This is a genomic window from Brachybacterium sp. 107, assembly GCF_052379725.1.
In the GTDB taxonomy this organism is placed as follows: Bacteria; Actinomycetota; Actinomycetes; order Actinomycetales; family Dermabacteraceae; genus Brachybacterium.
Genome location: NZ_JBQSYW010000005.1, coordinates 90482 through 108755 on the forward strand (window position 1 = coordinate 90482; position 18274 = coordinate 108755).

16 protein-coding genes and 3 tRNA genes are annotated in these 18274 nt (G+C 69.2%); 4 read left to right on the forward strand and 15 right to left on the reverse strand.

What is annotated here, in order from left to right; translation table 11 throughout:
- From ACT3UL_RS07880 to leuC, 7 genes are all read right to left on the reverse strand, one after another.
- Positions 1–1116, reverse strand: coding sequence for a D-alanine--D-alanine ligase family protein (locus tag ACT3UL_RS07880; RefSeq protein ID WP_444577661.1), 1116 nt, complete (start codon positions 1114–1116; stop codon positions 1–3).
- A gap of 13 nt (positions 1117–1129) precedes the next feature.
- On the reverse strand, positions 1130–2119 hold the full coding sequence (locus tag ACT3UL_RS07885) for an NAD(P)H-dependent glycerol-3-phosphate dehydrogenase (RefSeq protein WP_444577663.1): 990 nt from the start codon (positions 2117–2119) through the stop codon (positions 1130–1132).
- Between the two features lie 46 nt (positions 2120–2165).
- Positions 2166–2969, reverse strand: a complete 804-nt coding sequence (locus ACT3UL_RS07890; RefSeq protein WP_444577664.1) for a lysophospholipid acyltransferase family protein — start codon at positions 2967–2969, stop codon at positions 2166–2168.
- Positions 2966–3562 (reverse strand): hypothetical protein, encoded by a 597-nt coding sequence (locus ACT3UL_RS07895; protein ID WP_444577665.1) that lies wholly within the window; start codon positions 3560–3562, stop codon positions 2966–2968. Before ACT3UL_RS07895 ends, ACT3UL_RS07890 begins: the two co-directional genes overlap by 4 nt.
- A 49-nt stretch (positions 3563–3611) precedes the next feature.
- Positions 3612–4928 carry a UDP-N-acetylglucosamine 1-carboxyvinyltransferase gene (murA, locus tag ACT3UL_RS07900; protein ID WP_444577667.1) on the reverse strand — a complete coding sequence of 439 codons (1317 nt, stop codon included), beginning with the start codon at positions 4926–4928 and terminating at the stop codon, positions 3612–3614.
- 133 nt (positions 4929–5061) lie between these two features.
- On the reverse strand, positions 5062–5676 hold the full coding sequence (gene leuD, locus ACT3UL_RS07905; RefSeq protein ID WP_444577669.1) for a 3-isopropylmalate dehydratase small subunit: 615 nt from the start codon (positions 5674–5676) through the stop codon (positions 5062–5064).
- A gap of 14 nt (positions 5677–5690) precedes the next feature.
- A complete protein-coding gene (gene leuC, locus ACT3UL_RS07910) occupies positions 5691–7130 on the reverse strand; it encodes a 3-isopropylmalate dehydratase large subunit (RefSeq protein ID WP_444577671.1) in 1440 nt (479 codons plus the stop codon).
- 141 nt (positions 7131–7271) lie between these two features.
- Here leuC and ACT3UL_RS07915 point away from each other — a divergent pair, with 141 nt between their 5' ends.
- Positions 7272–8006, forward strand: coding sequence for an IclR family transcriptional regulator (locus ACT3UL_RS07915; RefSeq protein ID WP_193116011.1), 735 nt, complete (start codon positions 7272–7274; stop codon positions 8004–8006).
- Between the two features lie 63 nt (positions 8007–8069).
- On the opposite strand, the gene ACT3UL_RS07920 is transcribed toward ACT3UL_RS07915, so the two are convergent.
- From ACT3UL_RS07920 to ACT3UL_RS07950, 7 genes are all read right to left on the reverse strand, one after another.
- Positions 8070–8900, reverse strand: a complete 831-nt coding sequence (locus ACT3UL_RS07920; RefSeq protein ID WP_444577672.1) for a universal stress protein — start codon at positions 8898–8900, stop codon at positions 8070–8072.
- 154 nt (positions 8901–9054) lie between these two features.
- Positions 9055–9127: transfer RNA gene (locus ACT3UL_RS07925), tRNA-Glu, on the reverse strand.
- Between the two features lie 28 nt (positions 9128–9155).
- Positions 9156–9228: transfer RNA gene (locus tag ACT3UL_RS07930), tRNA-Glu, on the reverse strand.
- 31 nt (positions 9229–9259) lie between these two features.
- Positions 9260–9331 (reverse strand) — tRNA-Gln (locus ACT3UL_RS07935).
- A gap of 184 nt (positions 9332–9515) precedes the next feature.
- On the reverse strand, positions 9516–11036 hold the full coding sequence (gene gltX, locus ACT3UL_RS07940; RefSeq protein WP_444577673.1) for a glutamate--tRNA ligase: 1521 nt from the start codon (positions 11034–11036) through the stop codon (positions 9516–9518).
- Positions 11037–11085: 49 nt separating this feature from the next.
- A complete protein-coding gene (locus ACT3UL_RS07945; protein ID WP_444577674.1) occupies positions 11086–11862 on the reverse strand; it encodes a fumarylacetoacetate hydrolase family protein in 777 nt (258 codons plus the stop codon).
- A gap of 76 nt (positions 11863–11938) precedes the next feature.
- Positions 11939–12265, reverse strand: a complete 327-nt coding sequence (locus ACT3UL_RS07950) for a DUF4333 domain-containing protein (RefSeq protein WP_444577675.1) — start codon at positions 12263–12265, stop codon at positions 11939–11941.
- Positions 12266–12550: 285 nt separating this feature from the next.
- Here ACT3UL_RS07950 and ACT3UL_RS07955 point away from each other — a divergent pair, with 285 nt between their 5' ends.
- Positions 12551–13627, forward strand: coding sequence for an LLM class flavin-dependent oxidoreductase (locus tag ACT3UL_RS07955; protein WP_444577676.1), 1077 nt, complete (start codon positions 12551–12553; stop codon positions 13625–13627).
- An 80-nt stretch (positions 13628–13707) separates the two neighbouring features.
- Here the strand turns inward: ACT3UL_RS07955 and ACT3UL_RS07960 are convergent, their stop codons facing one another.
- Positions 13708–14250, reverse strand: a complete 543-nt coding sequence (locus ACT3UL_RS07960; protein ID WP_444577677.1) for a DUF2199 domain-containing protein — start codon at positions 14248–14250, stop codon at positions 13708–13710.
- A gap of 322 nt (positions 14251–14572) precedes the next feature.
- On the opposite strand from ACT3UL_RS07960, the gene ACT3UL_RS07965 reads away from it, so the two are divergent.
- The gene (locus ACT3UL_RS07965; RefSeq protein WP_444577679.1) at positions 14573–15547 is read left to right on the forward strand and encodes a 3-methyladenine DNA glycosylase; all 975 of its coding nucleotides are present in this window, start codon (positions 14573–14575) and stop codon (positions 15545–15547) included.
- 73 nt (positions 15548–15620) lie between these two features.
- The gene (locus tag ACT3UL_RS07970) at positions 15621–18179 is read left to right on the forward strand and encodes a DEAD/DEAH box helicase (RefSeq protein ID WP_444577681.1); all 2559 of its coding nucleotides are present in this window, start codon (positions 15621–15623) and stop codon (positions 18177–18179) included.
- Positions 18180–18274 lie beyond the last annotated feature (95 nt).

An 18274-nucleotide genomic window follows, 5' to 3' on the forward strand; every position in this document is an offset into this window, starting at 1 on the left:
TCAGCGGGGCCCGGGACGGCGACCGCGGGCCTGCTCGACGAGGTCGGTGAGAAGGTCGCTGTAGGAGAGCCCCATGTTCTCCCAGAGCACCGGGAACATGGAGTACGGGGTGAAGCCCGGCATCGTGTTGACCTCGTTGACGATCACGCGGCGGTCCTCGGTGACGAACACGTCCACCCGGGCGAGGCCCTCCAGGCCCAGCACGGTGAAGGCGCGCGAGGCCACCTCGCGGACCTCCTCGAGCTGGGCGTCCGGCAGGGCGGCCGGCACGTCGATGCTCACGGTCCCCTTGCCGAAGTACTTCGCCTCGTAGTCGTAGAAGTCGAGGTCGTCGCCCACCTTCACCTCACCGGGGACCGTGGTGCGCACCTCATAGCCGTCGCCGCCCTGCAGCACGCCGCACTCGACCTCGCGGCCGATCACGGACTCCTCGATGAGCACCTTGGGATCCTCGGCGAACGCGGCTTTCATCGCGGTCTCGAGCTCCGCAGGATCGCCGACCCGGCTGACCCCGAGGCTCGAGCCGGCACGGGCCGGCTTCACGAACCAGGGCAGCGGGTGATGGCGCTCCAGATGTGCCCTCACCTCGTCGGCCCCGGCTGCCCAGCGGTCCTCATGGACCACGATGCCGGGGGCGCACTCGATCCCGGCGGCGCGCAGACCCTGCTTGGTGGCGGCCTTGTCCATGCAGGTGGCCGACGCGAGCACCCCGGAGCCGACGTACGGGATGTCCAGCAGCTCGAGCAGGCCCTGGACGGTGCCGTCCTCGCCGTAGATGCCGTGCAGCAGCGGGAAGACGACGTCGATCTCGGCCAACGGGTGCACGACGCCGTCGACGACGGTGCGCAGCTCGCTGCGGCCGCCGGGCTGTCGGCGAGTCGCGGGCAGGAGCACCTCGGCGCCCTCCGGTGCCACCTCGGGGGCGCGGCCGTCGACCAGGGTCCAGTCCGAGGGGTCGTCAGAGACGTGGACCCAGGTCCCGTCGCGGGTGATGCCGATCGCGAGCACGTCGAAACGGTCTCGGTCGATCGCAGCGAGGATGCCGCCGGCGGTGACGCACGAGATGCCGTGCTCGCCGCTGCGGCCGCCGAACAGAAGGGCGACGGTGGTTCTCATGCCGAAAGGATATTCACTCCGGGCGCACGCCGCGCGCCAGCAGGGCCGTGGTGACCTCATCGATCCGCGCATCGTGATCGACGACATCCACGACGGCATCGGTGATGGGCATCTCGATACCGAGCCGTGCGGCCAGCTCCGACACGGCACGGGCCGTCGCGACGCCCTCGGCCGTCTGCCCCACCTCGGTCGCCGCGGCCCGCACATCGAGGCCCCGGCCCAGCGCCAGATCCAGGCGATGGTTCCGGCTCAGCGGCGAGGAGCAGGTGGCGACCAGGTCGCCCATCCCCGCCAGTCCGGCGAAGGTGTCCCGACGCCCGCCCAGAGCGACGCCGAGCCGGGTGATCTCCGCGAGCCCGCGGGTGATCAGGCTGGCGGTGGTGTTGTGGCCGTGGCCCAGTCCGGTCGCGGCGCCCACCGCGATGGCGATCACGTTCTTCACGGCGCCGGCGATCTCGACCCCGACGACGTCGGTCGATGTATAGGTGCGCAGGTAGGGGGCCTCGCACCAGATCGCGAGCACGGAGGCCAGCTCCTCGGACCCGGCGGCGACGACGCTCGCGCAGGGGCGGCGCTCGGCGATCTCCCCGGAGAGGTTCGGACCGGACAGGACACCGATCCGCTCCGGCTCCGCTCCCCCGGCCTCGGCGATGATCCGGCTGATCCGGGAGTCGGTGCCGCGCTCGATCCCCTTGGTGAGGGAGAGCACGGGCACGGGCGGGAGTGCGGGCCACGACTCGAGGGTCGCGCGCATCGACTGCGCGGGCACCGCGAGCACGATCCCGTCGGCCCCGTCGAACGCCTCCTGGACCGAGGAGGTCGCGCCCACGGTCTGTGGGAGCAGCCGGTCCCCGAGGTAGGCGCTGTTGCGGTGCTCCTCGCGGATCTCCCGGGCGACCTCCTCGCGGCGTGCCCACAGGGTGACGTCGGCGCCCCCGTCGGCGAGGACCTGCGCGAAGGTGGTGCCCCAGCTGCCGGCACCGAGAACGGCCAGTCGTGTCATGCCTGCCTCCTCTCAGCGTCGCAGTCCCTGCGTCGCTGCCTCTGTCTCACTTCTGTCTCACAGCACGGTAGCCCCGCTGCGGAGCGCCGACCTCGGGACGGTGGCCATCGGTCCTGCCGTCGTGCAGGACGCTCGGCGGCTCGGCCCCGCGGATCTCTCCGAGCAGAGCGGCGATCCGTGCCATCAGCTCCTCGGTGACGCGACGAGCCGCCGTCTGCGGGGTCTCGTCGTCCTGCTGCGCGACCACGTACGGCGTCCCCACCAGCATGATCACGCGTCGGCCTGGTCCGGGCCGCGGGAACGGGGAGCCGACGGGCCACAGCCTGCGGCCGCCCCAGCTCGCGATGGGAACCAGCGGGGCACCCGTGTCCAGGGCCAGGCGTGCCGCACCCAGGAGCCCCTTCATCGGCCACAGCTCCGGGTCCCGGGAGTAGGTGCCCTCAGGGAAGATCATGAGCACCTCGCCCCGTCCCAGGGCCTTGCGCGCGCTGTCCAGAGCGTCACCGCCCCGGGAGGTACCGCGGTGCACCGGGATCTGCCGGGCCCCGCGCAGCAGCGCACCCAGCGCGGGCACCCGGAACATCGCCTCCTTGGCCAGGAAGCGCGGGGCGATGCCGTGGGCCTGCAGGAGCTGGCCATAGAGGAAGGCGTCGATCGGGCCGAGGTGGTTGCCGCAGGCGATCGCCGCGCCCTCGGCGGGAAGGTTCTCCGCACCTCTCCAGAGGGGCCGGGCGAGCAGGCTCATCAGCGGTCGGAGCGGCAGCTGCGCGAGGCCGACGACGAGCCCGGCCCGCCGGGCCGGCGCCCGTGACGTGCCCAGATCCCAGCTGCGCGCCGGCGAGACCCTCACCGGTCGGAGGTCGGCGTGCGGCCCAGGGCCTTGCGCGTGGCCTGCCCGGTGAGGGCACGCATCGACGAACCACCGACCATGGTGCGGCGGCGCAGCGTCGTCGGCGCCCGACGGGCGAGCGTGTTCACGGCAGCGGCGTGCATCAGCCGGCGCGGAGCGAAGGCGAGGCGTCCGCGCATCGAGCGGAACTTCACCGCGGTGGTGACCTGGAGCAGCTGACCGCCGGGCAGCAGCGCCACCCCGATCCGGACGTGCATCTTGTCGTCGTCGTCGATGATCAGCGCCTCGGAGCCCACGACCTCGTCGGCCACGTACTCCCGCTCCGGCGGCGGCACCATGTCGAACAGGCGGATCGCCTCGTCGCGCAGGGCGCGCATCCCCCGCTTCGACAGCGGCGTGTTCTCGTGCGAGAAGATCGCGTCGGCCCAGACCCGCGGGTCGGGCTCGTCGACGCCGCCGGTGGGCACGATGACCACATCGCAGTAGTCGGGGATCGGGATGTCACGCAGCGCCAGCGAGCTCCCGGCCGTGGCGGCCAGCGGGTTCTCGCCCGTGTGCAGCTCGGCATCCGCCGAGACGTCCTCGCTCATCATCAGCTGTGCTCCCTCAGCTCGCAGTGGATCATCGGTTCGACCCGGGACGTCAGTTCTCCCAGAACTCCGCGCCGAGAGCGGTGAGCTTCTCACGGAAGGACTCGTAGCCCCGGTCGATGAGGTCGATGCCGCGGATGGTGGAGACCCCCTCGGCGCCGAGCGCGGCGACGAGATAGGAGAAGCCGCCGCGCAGGTCCGGGACGGTGATGTCCGCGGCCGTCAGGGCATTCGGGCCGGAGATCACGGCGGAGTGGTTGTAGTTGCTGCGGCCGAAGCGGCAGCTGGATCCACCGAGGCACTCGCGGTACACCTGGGTGTGGGCGCCCATGTCGTTGAGCGCCGAGGTGAAGCCCAGACGGTTCTCGTACACCGTCTCGTGCACGATGGAGATGCCCTCGGCCTGGGTGAGCGCGACCACCAGCGGCTGCTGCCAGTCCGTCATGAGACCGGGGTGCACATCGGTCTCCACCGCGATCGCCCGCAGCGGCGTGCCGGGGTGATAGAACCGGATGCCGTCACGGGTGATGTCCATCCCTCCGCCGACCTTGCGGAAGATGTTCAGGAACGTCGCCATCGGCTTCTGCTCGGCGCCGCGCACGAAGACCGACCCCTTCGTGACCAGCGCGGCGCAGGCCCAGGACGCGGCCTCGATGCGGTCAGGGATCGCGACGTGCTCGTAGCCGCCCAGCTCCTCGACGCCCTCGATGGTGATGGTGCGATCCGTCTGCACGGAGATGAGCGCGCCCATCTTCTGCAGGACCGCGATGAGATCTTCGATCTCGGGTTCGACGGCCGCATTCGTGAGCTCGGTGACGCCCGTTGCCCGCACGGCGGTCAGCAGCACCTGCTCGGTCGCCCCGACGCTGGGGTACTCGAGGTGGATCTTGGTGCCGTGCAGACCGTTCGGGGCCGTGATGTAGATGCCCATCTCACGCTTGTCCACGACGGCGCCGAAGTTCCGCAGCACGTCGAGGTGGTAGTTGATCGGCCGGTCACCGATCCGGCAGCCGCCCAGATCGGGGATGATCGCCTCGCCCAGGCGGTGCAGCAGAGGTCCGCAGAACAGGATCGGGATCCGTGAGCTCCCGGCGTGGGCGTCGATGTCCGCCACGTGCGCGCGCTCGACGTTGGAGGGATCCATGCGCAGCGTGCCGCCGACCACGTCCCGTTCGACCTTCACGCCGTGGATCGACAGCAGCTGCGAGACGATCTGCACGTCGCGGATGTCCGGGACGGAATGGAGCACGCTGGGCTTGTCACCCAGCAGGGCCGCGACCATGGCCTTGGAGACCAGGTTCTTCGCCCCACGAACAGTGATCTCACCGTTGAGAGGGCTGCCCCCACGGACGTGGAATGTCGAGCTCATAGTGTCCTTGCTTCGCTGAGCAGGCGCCCGGGACGCCCGATGTCTGACCGAGTCACCATACCGGAGCAGACTGCAGGGCCACTGCGACCCTCGTCATAGGTCGCAGCGGCCCTGCAGGATCAGATCCTCGGGGTCAGACGGAGTCCGCGGTGCGTGCCGGGAGCGTCTTGGGCATCCAGGCGGGGCGCGTCGCCTCGAAGTCGGTGATGTCCTGTTCGTGGCGCAGGGTCAGGCCGATGTCGTCCAGGCCCTCCATGAGGCGCCAGCGGGTGTAGTCGTCGATGTCGAAGCGGAAGATCGCCTCGCCCGCGTGGGCCTGGCGGTTCTCGAGGTCGACGGTCACCTCGGTCCCGGGTGCCTCCTCGAGGATCTTCCACAGCTGCTCGAGGTCATCCTCGGACAGCACCCCGGCGACGAGGCCCTGCTTGCCGGCGTTGCCGCGGAAGATGTCCGCGAAGCGGCTGGAGAGCACGGCCTTGAAGCCGTAGTCGCGCAGAGCCCACACGGCGTGCTCACGGGAGGAGCCGGTGCCGAAGTCGGGGCCCGCGACCAGCACGGAACCGTTCTTGTAGGCGGGGCGGTTGAGCACGAAGTCGGGATCGTTCGTGCGCCAGGCGTTGAACAGCCCGTCGTCGAACCCGGTCTTGGTGACCCGCTTGAGGTAGACGGCGGGGATGATCTGGTCGGTGTCGACATTGCTGCGACGCAGCGGGACCCCGATGCCGGTATGGGTGGTGAAGGCTTCCATGACGATGCTCCTGATCAGGCGACGGGCTGGAGGTCGGACGGGGCGGTCGGGGCGCCCAGGTCCGACGGGGAGGACAGCGTTCCGCGCACCGCGGTGGCGGCGGCGACGACCGGGGACACCAGATGGGTGCGCCCGCCCTTGCCCTGCCGACCCTCGAAGTTGCGGTTGGAGGTGGAGGCCGCGCGCTCGCCCGGTGCGAGCTGGTCCGGATTCATGCCCAGGCACATCGAGCAGCCGGCCTGACGCCATTCGGCGCCGAAATCGAGGAAGATCTGGTCCAGGCCCTCCTGCTCCGCCTGGATGCGCACCCGCGCCGAGCCGGGTACGACCAGCACGCGGACGTCGGGATCCTTCTGACGACCCTCCAGCACGGAGGCGAAGGCCCGCAGGTCCTCGATGCGGCCATTGGTGCACGAGCCCATGAACACCGTGTCCACCCGGACGTCCTTCAGCGGCGTCCCGGGCACGAGGTCCATGTACTCCAGCGCGTTCTCGGCGGCCACGCGAGCGTTGTCGTCCGTGAAGTCCTCGGGCGCGGGGACCGACGCCGACAGCGGCAGACCCTGGCCGGGGTTGGTGCCCCAGGTGACGAAGGGCTCCAGCTCATCGGCGTCGATGTGCACCTCGGCGTCGAAGGCGGCGTCGTCGTCGCTGCGCAGGGTCCGCCAGTACTCGACGGCCGCGTCCCAGTCCGCGCCGCGCGGGGCGTGGGGACGGCCCTGGACGTACTCGAAGGTGATCTCGTCCGGCGCGATCATCCCGGCGCGGGCGCCCGCCTCGATCGACATGTTGCAGATCGTCATCCGGCCCTCCATGGAGAGCTTCCGGATCGCCTCGCCGCGGTACTCGAGCACATAGCCGGCGCCGCCGCCGGTGCCGATCTTCGCGATCACCGCGAGGATGATGTCCTTCGCGGTGACGCCGGGCCTGAGCGTTCCGTCCACGGTGATGGCCATGGTCTTGAACGGGTTCAGCGGGAGCGTCTGGGTGGCGAGCACATGCTCGACCTCGCTGGTGCCGATGCCGAAGGCGAGTGCCCCGAAGGCGCCGTGGGTCGAGGTGTGCGAGTCGCCGCAGACCACGGTGATGCCCGGCATGGTCAGCCCCAGCTGCGGGCCGACGACATGCACGATGCCCTGGTCGAGATCGCCGAGGCTGTGGATCCGCACGCCGAACTCCTCGGCGTTGCGGCGCAGGGTGTCGATCTGGGTGCGCGAGGTGATGTCCGCGATCGGCTTCTCGATGTCGATCGTGGGCGTGTTGTGGTCCTCGGTCGCGATCTGCTGGTCGAGGCGACGCAGCGCACGGCCCTCCTGACGGAGACCGTCGAACGCCTGCGGGCTGGTCACCTCGTGCAGGAGCTGGAGATCGATGTACAGCAGGTCCGGTTCGCCGTTCTCTCCGCGACGGACAACGTGGTCCGCCCAGACCTTCTCTGCGAGGGTCCCCGCCATGTCGATCCTTCCCTGCGCCCGTCGTGTGGACGCGTGTCTGCATGCTGGAACGCGCCCAGGGTGCGAGCGCACGACCCATCGTGTGCGGGTCCTCGGCCCGACGCACTTGCGTCTCACCCAATAAGACGGCAGTATCGGAGCATGGACAAGATCTCGGAGGAGAACGGCAGCGGCGTCGGCGTGCTCGACAAGGCGGCTGTCGTGCTCGGCGCCCTGGAGGCAGGCCCCGCAACGCTCGCCCAGCTGGTGCAGTCGACCGGCCTGGCACGACCCACCGCCCACCGCCTGGCTGTCGCGCTGGAGTACCACCATCTGGTCTCACGCGACATGCAGGGACGCTTCATCCTGGGACCGCGCCTGGGCGAGCTGGCCGCCGCCGCCGGGGAGGATCGCCTCCTCGCCGCCGCGGGGCCGGTGCTGGCCGCCCTGCGGGATCACACCAGCGAGTCCGCACAGCTCTACCGCCGCCAGGGCGACCATCGCATCTGCGTCGCCGCGGCGGAGCGACCGATCGGCCTGCGGGACTCCGTCCCGCTGGGTGCGGCGCTCACCATGAAGGCCGGGTCCGCCGCGCAGATCCTGCTCGCCTGGGAGGAGCCGGACCGTCTGCATCGCGGTCTGCTCGGCGCACGGTTCACCGCCACGCAGCTCTCGGCGGTGCGCCGTCGCGGATGGGCCCAGTCCATCGGGGAGCGCGAGCCGGGCGTCGGCTCGGTCTCCGCCCCCGTGCGCGGACCCAACGGCCGTGTGGTCGCCGCCCTGAGCATCTCCGGGCCGATCGAGCGCATCACCCGCCAGCCGGGTCGACTCCACGCGGCCTCCGTGATGAGCTCCGCGAACCACCTCACCGAGCTGCTGCGCCGCGCCGGCGCGTGAGCCTCAGCGCACCACGCGGGCCGGGACGACGACGACTCAATCGCGTCAGTCGCGTCAGTGGCGTCAGTCGCGTTCGATCCAGACCGGGATGTTCGCGAAGCGCAGCACCGTGACCAGCTGCCGAGGGGCGGCGAGCGGCTTGTCCGGCCCATGGGTCCGCTCCCCCGCGACCACCATGATGCTCGCTCCCTCGCTGGCCTCCACGAGCTGCCGGGCGCTCGCCCCCGCGGCGATCGTCACGTCGCTCACGTACACCCCCGGGTGGGACAGAGCGATGCGCTGACTGGTGCCTGCGAGGATCTCCTGCGCCTGCTCGGGCGTGGTCTCGGCGCGCACCACGAGATGGATGTCCCTCCCGTATGCGGCGGCGAGGTCCGCCGCGCGGGTCACGACCTCCGTGGCGTTCTCGTGATGCACGAGACCGATGGGCCCATCACCATCGACATGTCCCCTCACCACCACGACGGGGCAGTGCGACCGTGCGGCCAGGGCGAGGCTCTTGGATCCCACGATCAGCGTCAGGAGCCGACCCATCCCCCGCCCGCCGACGACGACGAGGTCGGAGTCGGCACTCGCCTCGACGAGCACCGGGACGGCGTTGCCGTCGACGATCTCGGAGGTGATCGGCAGATCCGGGCGCTCCTCCCGCGCGATCGCCAGCGCGTCCTCGATGAGTCCGTGCGCCGCGTTGCGAATGCCCGAGCCGGTCATCCCCGGGATCGGATCGGTGTTCACGTCCAGCTCGGTCCACACGAAGGCGTGCACCAGGTGCAGCACGCCGCCGACACGATCCGCATGCCGGGCGGCCCATCTCACCGCGAGATCGGATTCATCGGCGTCGAAGACACCCACGGTGATCTTCGGCCGGGACGACGAGGGAGTGACGTGGGTCATATCGATACGATACCCCGCCGGGTGGGCACTTTCCAGAAATCAGACAGACGGCCAGGATCGACGGCCGACGCCGGAAGGCATTGAGAGAAGGCGATGCGGAAAGTCTCCGGACAACAGAAAAGGAGCCGATGCGCTTGGCATCGACTCCTGTCCGTACCCCGTACCGGATTTGAACCGGTGTTACCGCCGTGAGAGGGCGACGTCCTAGGCCGCTAGACGAACGGGGCCTGCGCGTAATCCGAAGATCTCGCGTCGTACCCCGTACCGGATTTGAACCGGTGTTACCGCCGTGAGAGGGCGACGTCCTAGGCCGCTAGACGAACGGGGCGCGGACCGCACGGCTGAAAAGCCGTGAAGCGCTGGGGTACCAGGACTCGAACCTAGAACGACGGTACCAGAAACCGCTGTGTTGCCAATTACACCATACCCCATGGTGACAGTACGTTTTTCTCGTCTCGTCCTGGTCTGATCCTCGGTGGTTTCCGAGGTCTTTCCGGGCCGAACTTCCATGCCGTACCGAGGTAAGACTCTACCGGGTTCTTCCCGACAAGACAAAGCGAGAAGGCCTCTGGGCGCTGTGAGGCTGAGCACGCCGCCTCACAGCGCCCGGACAGGTCAGGCCTCCGCCGCGAGCCGATCGCGCAGGGCGCTCAGCCGGGCACGGCTCGACGCCTTCCCGAGCAGCTCCATGGACTCGAACAGCGGCGGCGAGATCCGTCGGCCGGAGATGGCACTGCGCAAGGGCCCGAAGGCCAGCCGCGGCTTGATGCCCATGTCCTCGACGATCGCCTCGCGCAGGGCCGGCTCGAGAGCCGCGGCGGTGAAGCCGTCCTCGGGAACGGCGTCGAGCTCCCGGATGGCCCGCTCGAGCACTCCCACGGGGTCGTCGCCGAGCTTCTTGAGGGCGTCCGGCTGCACCTCGAGGTCCTCATCCGCGGTGAACAGGAAGCCCAGCAGATCAGGCGCCTCGCCGAGCAGGTTCATACGGGTCTGGACCAGAGGAGTTGCCGCGGCGACCAGCGCGCGCTGCTCCTCAGTGACGGACTCGCCGAGGATGCCTCCCTGCTGCAGGTACGGCACCAGGCGCTCCGCGAGGTCCGCCTCGGGGAGCAGACGGATGTGGTCCGCGTTGATCGCGGTGGCCTTCTTGATGTCCACGCGCGCCGGGTTCGGGTTCACGTCCGAGGCGTCGAAGCGCTCGACCATCTGCTCGCGGCTGAAGATGTCTTCGTCGGCGCTGTAGCCCCAGCCCAGCAGGGCGAGGTAGTTGACCATGCCCTCGGGCAGGAATCCCTGCTCGCGATAGAGGAACAGATTGGACTCCGGGTCGCGCTTGGAGAGCTTCTTGTTCCCCTCCCCCATGACGTACGGCAGGTGGCCGAACTCGGGGACGCGCTCGGCGACGCCGATCTCGATGAGCGCTCGGTACAGGGCGATCTGACGGGGCGTCGAGGAGAGGATGTCCTCGCCGCGCAGCACATGGGTGATGCGCATGAGGGCATCGTCGACGGGGTTCACGAGCGTGTACAGGGGCTGCCCGTTGGCGCGCACCACGACGAAGTCCGGGGTGGTGCCGGACTTGAAGGTGATCTCGCCGCGCACGAGGTCCGTGAAGGAGAGGTCCGTGTCGGGCATGCGCAGGCGCCAGGTGGGCAGGCGGCCCTCGGCGCGGAAGGCGGCCTTCTGCTCCGCGGTCAGATCGCGGTCGTAGCCGTCGTATCCGAGCTGGGGGTCACGGCCCGCGGCGCGGTGACGCTCGACGATCTCCTCAGCGGTCGAGAACGACTCATAGATGTGCCCGGCGTCCTTCAGCTTCGCGATGACGTCCTGATAGATGTCCGCGCGCTGGGACTGACGGTAGGGACCGTCGGGCCCGCCGACCTCGACACCCTCATCCCAGTCGATGCCGAGCCAGCGCATGGCGTCGAGCAGCTGGTGGTAGGACTCCTCGCTGTCACGGGCGGCGTCGGTGTCCTCGATGCGGAAGATGAGCTTTCCGCCGTGATGGCGGGCATGCGCCCAGTTGAACAGGGCTGTGCGCACCATGCCCACGTGCGGCGTGCCGGTGGGGCTGGGGCAGAAGCGCACCCGGACCTCATCGGTCGGTGCTGAGGTCTGGGCCGGGGTGCTGGTCACGCGGAGTGCTCCTGGAGGTGCGAAGGGGTGGGTGTGGACGGTCGAGGGATCAACGGCGCACGACGGGGTTGGACAGCGTGCCGATCCCCTCGATCGTGATGTCGATCGTGGAGCCGGCGTCGACGGTCCGCACGCCGGCCGGGGTGCCGGTGAGGATCAGGTCGCCGGGCAGCAGGGTCACGACGCTGGAGATCTCGGCGATCAGGTCGGCGACGGAACGGATCATGTCGGCGGTGGAGCCGTCCTGGGCGATCTCGCCGTCGACGCTCGAGGAGATCGCGACGGAGGATGCCTCGAGATCGGTCTCGATCCAGGGGCCGATCGGGCAGGAGGTGTCGAAGGCCTTCGCGCGGAACCACTGGTCCTCGGCGCGCTGGGAATCCCGGGCGGTGAGATCGTTGGCGCAGGTGTAGCCGAGGATCACGTCGGCGACGTCCTCGGCGGCGACGTCCTTGGCCATCCGCTTGATCACCACGGCGAGCTCCGCCTCGAGGCTGACCTCCTGGCTGTAGGCCGGGATCACGACGGGATCGCCGGGGCCGACGACGGTGGTGTTCGGCTTGAGGAAGAACAGAGCCTGCTCGGGCACCTCGTTGCCGAGCTCGGCGGCATGGGCCGCATAGTTGCGGCCGACGCACACCACCTTCGAGCGGGGGATGACGGGGGCGAGCAGGCGGACGTCCTCAAGAGGGAGGACCTTCCCGGTGGGGCGGATATCGGTGTACAGGGGATCGCCGGTGAGGCCGTAGACCATCTCCTGGCCGTCCTTCTCCTGGACGATGCCGTACATGGGATCTTCGCCGGTGGTGAATCGAGCAATGCGCATGGCACCCAGTCTAAGACGTCGGGCCCACCTCTCCCGAGGTGAGCCCGACGTGGGTCCCGAGAGGTCGGTGAGGAAGTCAGTTGACCTCGTCGGCGACCTGGATGTCGAAGTTCACGGTGTCGTCCTCGACAGAGCTGACAGAGACGGTGACGTCGATGGACTGGCCATCCGCAACGAGCACGCAGGTCATCTCGGCCCCTTCCTCGGCGGGCAGGTCCTCAGGGCACGAGACCTCGTCGGGCGCCTGGCCCACTTGAGCCTCGAGCTTGTCGGAGATCTGCGTCGCAACATCCTCGGCAGGCACTGAGCCCGGACCGAGCAATCCGCACCCGGCGAGCGCGAAGGTCGCCAGGGCGGCAACGGCGAGGGGGCGAACGATCGGACGAAGGCGGTTGGCCGACATGGTGAACTCCTGGGTCAGCGCCTGCCCGTCGGTCGGGTGACCGATGGCGGGGCGTCCTTGGTGTCCCGCACCTTTCCACTCAGACGGTCGAGCGTCGATGGGGAGAGCTCCCCATCGACCTCCGACCAGCATCGGCAGATGGATGCGCACTCTCGGGCAGATGCGGCGATCTGCAGGAGCACCCACCCGCACAGCCCTGGACGCGAGCCCGAGGCGCACCTATGCTTGAATCATCAATCATATCGGCGGAGGCTCTCCGCCGGGCGACTCAGGAGTTCTGACCCCATGACCCTCGACCCGCACACTGTGACCTTCGGACTGGACACCTTCGGTGACGTCACCGTCGATCTCGAGGGATCACCGGTCCCACCCGCGCAGGTGATCCGCGACGTCATCGCGCAGGGAGAGCTCGCCGACCGGGTGGGCATCGACCACTTCTCGATCGGGGAGCACCATCGCCCGGACTTCGCCGTGAGCGCTCCGGATACAGTCCTGGCCGGCCTCGCGACCCGCACTGAGCAGATCACGCTGGGCACCGCGGTGATCGTGCTGAGCTCGGACGATCCGATCCGTGTCATCGAACGCTTCTCCACGCTGGACGCGCTGTCGAACGGCCGCGCGGAGCTGACGGTGGGGCGAGGCTCGTTCACGGAGTCCTTCCCCCTGTTCGGCTTCGCCATGCAGGACTACGAGACCCTGTTCGAGGAGAAGCTCGACCTGCTCAGCGAGGCGCTGACACGGGAGCCCATCACGTGGTCGGGCAGCATCCGGCCGCCGTTGACGCAGCAGTCGGTGCACCCTCGCATGGAACGAGCCCTGCCCACCTGGGTGGCGGTCGGCGGCAGCCCGAACTCGGTGGTGCGCGCAGCCCGCTACCGGTTCCCCCTGATGCTGGCGATCATCGGAGGTCCCGCCCATCGCTTCACGCCGTACGTGAGCCTGTTCCATGAGGCCACCGAGAAGCTCGGCCACGACCGGCTGCCCGTCGGCGTGCACTCCCCCGGTCACATCGCCGTCGACGACCGGACCGCCTGTGATCAGCTCGCCCCACATTGGATCCACAACCGCAATCAGATCGGCCGTGAGCGGGGCTGGGGGCCGTCGGGCATCGCGGAGTTCGAGGCGGAGATGCAGCATGGCGCCCTCTACGCCGGCGGGGTCGAGACGGTCGCGACGAAGATCGCCGACACGATCCGTACGCTCGGCGTGGACCGCTTCGATCTGAAGTATTCCAACGGCCCGATGCCCCATGAGCAGCTCATGGAGTCCATCGAGCTGTACGGCACGAAGGTCATCCCCCGGGTACGGGAGCTCCTCGCGGAGACCCCAGAACCGCAGACCTCGGCGTTCGACGACGCCTGAGCCGGGCATCCCGGGCCGGCCGCCTGATCGCGGCCAGCGGCTCGTGTCCAGCGGCTCGTGGGTCGGGGCCCGACGCACGGTCACAGGTCCGCCGCCGGCAGCAACATCGACCGGATGCGCAGCTCGGCCTCCGTGCGCGCGATCCCCTCGTAGAAGTCGCGCACCAGCGGATGCCCGAAGGTCGAGTCCGGCACGAGCAGCGGGCGCTGTCTGCCGCGCGTGCAGACCTGCACCCGGACGGAGAGCGTGCCGGAGTACCCCGGGATCGCTGTGGCCAGCTGCCCCGCATAGTCCTCACGATGGTCGGGATCCTCGTAGTTCTCGACGTAGTCGTCGTAGCAGACCCCGCTGATCTGGACCCATGGTCCGTATTCGAGTGCGGCCTCCTCCCCCGTGATCGGGATCGGGAGGGTTGCCCGCAGGAAGCAGTCAGCACCGCGAGCCCGATCGATGAGGCACAGGTCATTCGTCGCCCGGGCGTGGAATCTCCGGGAATGGGTATCGAGCTCCAGGTAGGGGTCAGGGCGGCGGAAGCCGAGCACGGGCCACGGGTTCTCCGCCGAGCCGTCCGTGCCGTCCTGGTGCGCCCCGCAGCTCGCGCAGTCGTAGTCGATGCTGGCCATCCCTGATGCTCCTCACCGGTCGCGGTCCGTCGCGACCCCTCGTGACCTCACCGTAGGGAGAGGAGCACCGTCATGTCCGAGGAAGGGCGGCGGTGTGGACACAGGCACGCTGGGGAGGAACGGATGGCACGAGCTCGTACGATGGATCGGACCGACGCCGATGAGGCGTGGAACGGTCGGACTGCGACGTCCTCGCCCACGGGGGTCGAAGGGACCGCATGGGCCGTACGAACCGCGCGGACCGCATGGGCCGAATGGGACGCCGGGGACGACGGGGACGACGGGGACGACGATTCAGGAACGACGAACAGGGGCGCACGAGATGAGCACGCAGCGGGCGCAGAGCACACCATCCGTCGCCGCGCCCGCCCGGTTCCTCTCCGTAGCCCAGGCGCGGGAAGCTCGCCTGGCCCACGAACGTCGGGCGGATGCCCTCACGGCCGCGCACCGCGAGCGCAAGCAGGCCGGCCAGAAGCACCCGGTCGAGGACTTCCTGTTCACGTATTACCCCTTCTCGCCCGCGAAGCTGCGACGCTGGCATCCGGGGTGGGACGTGGCCTACGACCCCTCCGCCGACCATGACGAGCACGGGGATCCGGTGATCGCCGACGTCGACGAGGCCGCGAACCGCTCCTGGTACGTGGACTCCCCGGCAGATCACGCCTCGACGCGAGGCCCCCAGCGGCGCGCCGATGTCGCGCGCTATCTCACGGACCGCGCCGATGCCCTCGCCTTCATCACGCGGCTGCTCTCCTCCTCCTCGCTCGCGCGGCGTCGGCCGCAGTTCGGGTGCTTCGGACTGCACGAATGGGCGATGGTGCACCGGGTGCCCGACGGAGCGCAGCGCCATGAGGATCTCCCGCTGCGCCTCTCCCCGGCCGAGACCGATCAGGTCGTGGAACGGGAGAACCTCGTGTGCTCGCACATCGACGCCTTCCGGTTCTTCACCCCCACCTCCGCGCCGCAGAACACCCTCCAGCCCACCCGCGCCACGCAGGTCGAGCTCGACAACCCGGCCTGCCTCCACGTGGGGATGGACCTCTACAAGTGGGCCATGAAGCTCACGCCGCTGCTGCCGTCGGACCTCGTGCTGGACTGCTTCGAGCATGCTCGGGCGACCAGGGTGCTGGACATGGAGGCGAGCCCCTACGACGTGCGCCCGCTGGGCTATGGCGTGGTGCCGATCGAGAATGCCGCCGGCAAGGCCGAGTACGTGCGTCGCCAGCGGGCCCTCGCCGAGCAGGCCGACGCGCTGCGCGCACGGATCCTGGAGCAGCTGCCCCCGACGACCGCCTGATCACCGAGTTCGCGTGAGCTGTGCCCTGCGCGAAGGGTTCGGAGCTGTCCGGGCTCCCTGGCAGACTGGGGCCATGCCGATCCTGACACCGTTCCTGCCCGCGAACCGCTCCGATGCCGGACAGGACGCGATCGTCGACGGGTTCATGGACGCCCAGGAGTCCGTGGGGCGCACGCTGTACCCGCACCAGGAGGAGGCGCTGCTGGCGATCGCCGCCGGCGACCACGTGATCGCCGCGACCCCGACCGGCTCGGGCAAGACCACGATCGCGTATGCGGCGCTCTTCGCCGCGATGGCCCGTGGGGAGCGCTCGTACTACACAGCCCCCATCAAGGCGCTGGTGAGCGAGAAGTTCTTCGATCTCGTGGCGCAGTTCGGTGCCGAGAACGTGGGCATGATGACCGGAGATTCCAGCGTCAACCACGATGCGCCCGTCATCGTGTGCACCGCCGAGATCTTCGCCAATCACGCCCTGCGCGACGGCCCGGGCAGCGACGTCGGCCTCGCGGTGATGGACGAGTTCCACTACTACGGAGATCCCCAGCGCGGCTGGGCCTGGCAGGTGCCCCTGGTGGAGCTCCCCGACTGCCAGTTCGTGCTGATGAGCGCGACGCTCGGCGACGTCTCCCGCTTCACCGAGGATCTCGAGGAGCGTACCGACCGCGACGTCACCGTCATCGACGATGCCCCGCGCCCGGTGCCGCTGGACTTCCGGTGGTCCCTCGAGCCGCTGCCGGACACGATCTCCACGATCCTCCAGGACCGCGATGCCCCCGTCTACATCGTGCATTTCACGCAGAAGGATGCTCTCGACCAGGCCCAGGCGCTCCTCGGCGAGAAGGTGCTCTCGCCGGACGAGAAGGAGCAGATCCGAGAGATCATCGGAGACTTCCGGTTCTCCAGGGGCTTCGGTCAGATCCTGTCCAAGCTCGTGCGCGAGGGCATCGGCGTCCATCACGCCGGGATGCTCCCGAAGTACCGCCGTCTGGTCGAGAAGCTCGCCCAGTCCGGGCTGCTGAAGATCATCTGCGGCACCGACACGCTCGGAGTCGGCATCAACGTGCCGATCCGCACCGTGCTGCTGACGGGGTTGGCGAAGTTCGACGGCAAGCGGATGCGCCTGCTCAACACCCGCGAGTTCCACCAGATCGCCGGACGAGCCGGTCGCGCCGGCTACGACACGATCGGTCATGTCGTCGTGCAGGCACCCACCTGGACCATCGAGTTCGAGCGCGAGCGTGCCAAGGTGCGGGCCCGCGAGGAGGCCGGCAAGGTCTCCAACAATGCGAAGAAGCGCAAGAAGGAGCCCAAGCCCCGGATCCCCGAAGGCGCGATCTCGTGGTCCGAGGCGAACCTGACCAAGCTCGTCGAGAACTCCCCGGAGGCGCTACGACCGCATCTGAAGATCACGGCCGGCATGGCGCTCGCCCTCATCTCCCGCCCCGGCGATGCGATCGCCTCGGGCCGTCATCTGATCATGACCAGCCATCAGACCCGCTCGCAGAAGCTGAAGCTCGTCAAGGACGCGGTCGAGCTGCTGCGCGGGCTGCGCGATGCCGAGATCATCGAGATGCTCGACGAGCCCGATCATCTGGGCCGACGCATCGCCCTGGTCGAGGACCTCCAGCTGGACTTCACCATGAACCAGCCGCTGGCGCCCTTCGCGATCGCGATGATCGATTCCCTCGACGAGGAGTCGGAGAGCCTCACGCTGGACACCGTCTCGATCATCGAGGCGATCCTCGAGGATCCCCGTCAGATCCTGTTGGCGCAGCAGAACTCCGCCAAGGGAGAACTGCTCGCCGAGCTGAAGGCCGACGGCGTCGAGTACACCGAGCGCATGGCCCAGCTGGACGAGGTCACCTGGCCGAAGCCGCTGGAGGCGGACCTCGAGGCGGCCCTGGAGATCTATGCGAGGACCCGTCCCTGGGTGCGGGTCGACGACCTCTCCCCCAAGTCCGTGGTGCGCGAGATCCATGAGACCGGCCAGACCTTCAGCGAGTTCGTCCAGCGGTACGGCCTGCAGCGTTCCGAGGGCATCGTGCTGCGCTATCTCTCCGATGCCTACCAGGCGATGCGCCGCACGCTCCCCCAGGACCTCCGCACGGAGGAGCTCGAGGACCTCATCGAGTGGCTCGGTGTGCTCGTGCGCGGCATCGACTCCTCCCTGCTGGACGAGTGGGAGGCGCTCTCGCATCCCGAGGACGCCGAGGAGGACGCCGCCAGCGAGCTGCGTCCCACCTCGCCACGCGGACTATCCTCCCAGACCAAGGTGCTGCGCACGATGATCCGCGCCGCCATGTGGCAGCGGGTCGAGCATTTCGCCTTCGAGCGGGAGCAGCGGCTCGCCGAGCTCGACGGCGAGCAGGGCTGGGATCGTCAGCGCTGGTCCGAGGCGATGGATGCCTATTACGACACCTACGATCACGTGGGCATCGATGGAGCGGCCCGTTCGCCCCAGCTGCTGCAGATCACCGAGGAGTCGAAGCTCTGGCGGATCCGTCAGGTGCTGGACGACCCCGACCGCAACCACGACTGGGCGATCGAGGCGGAACTCGATCTTGAGGCGACCGACGAGGCCGGGGAGCCGGTGCTCGCCATCACCCACGTCGGAGACATCGCCGACCGCTGAGCGGTGACGGTGGGCAACGCAGCCTGACCACCCCACATGAGTGGGACCGCGCACAGGTCACGGACGGCGAAGGGGCCGGTACTCATCGAGTACCG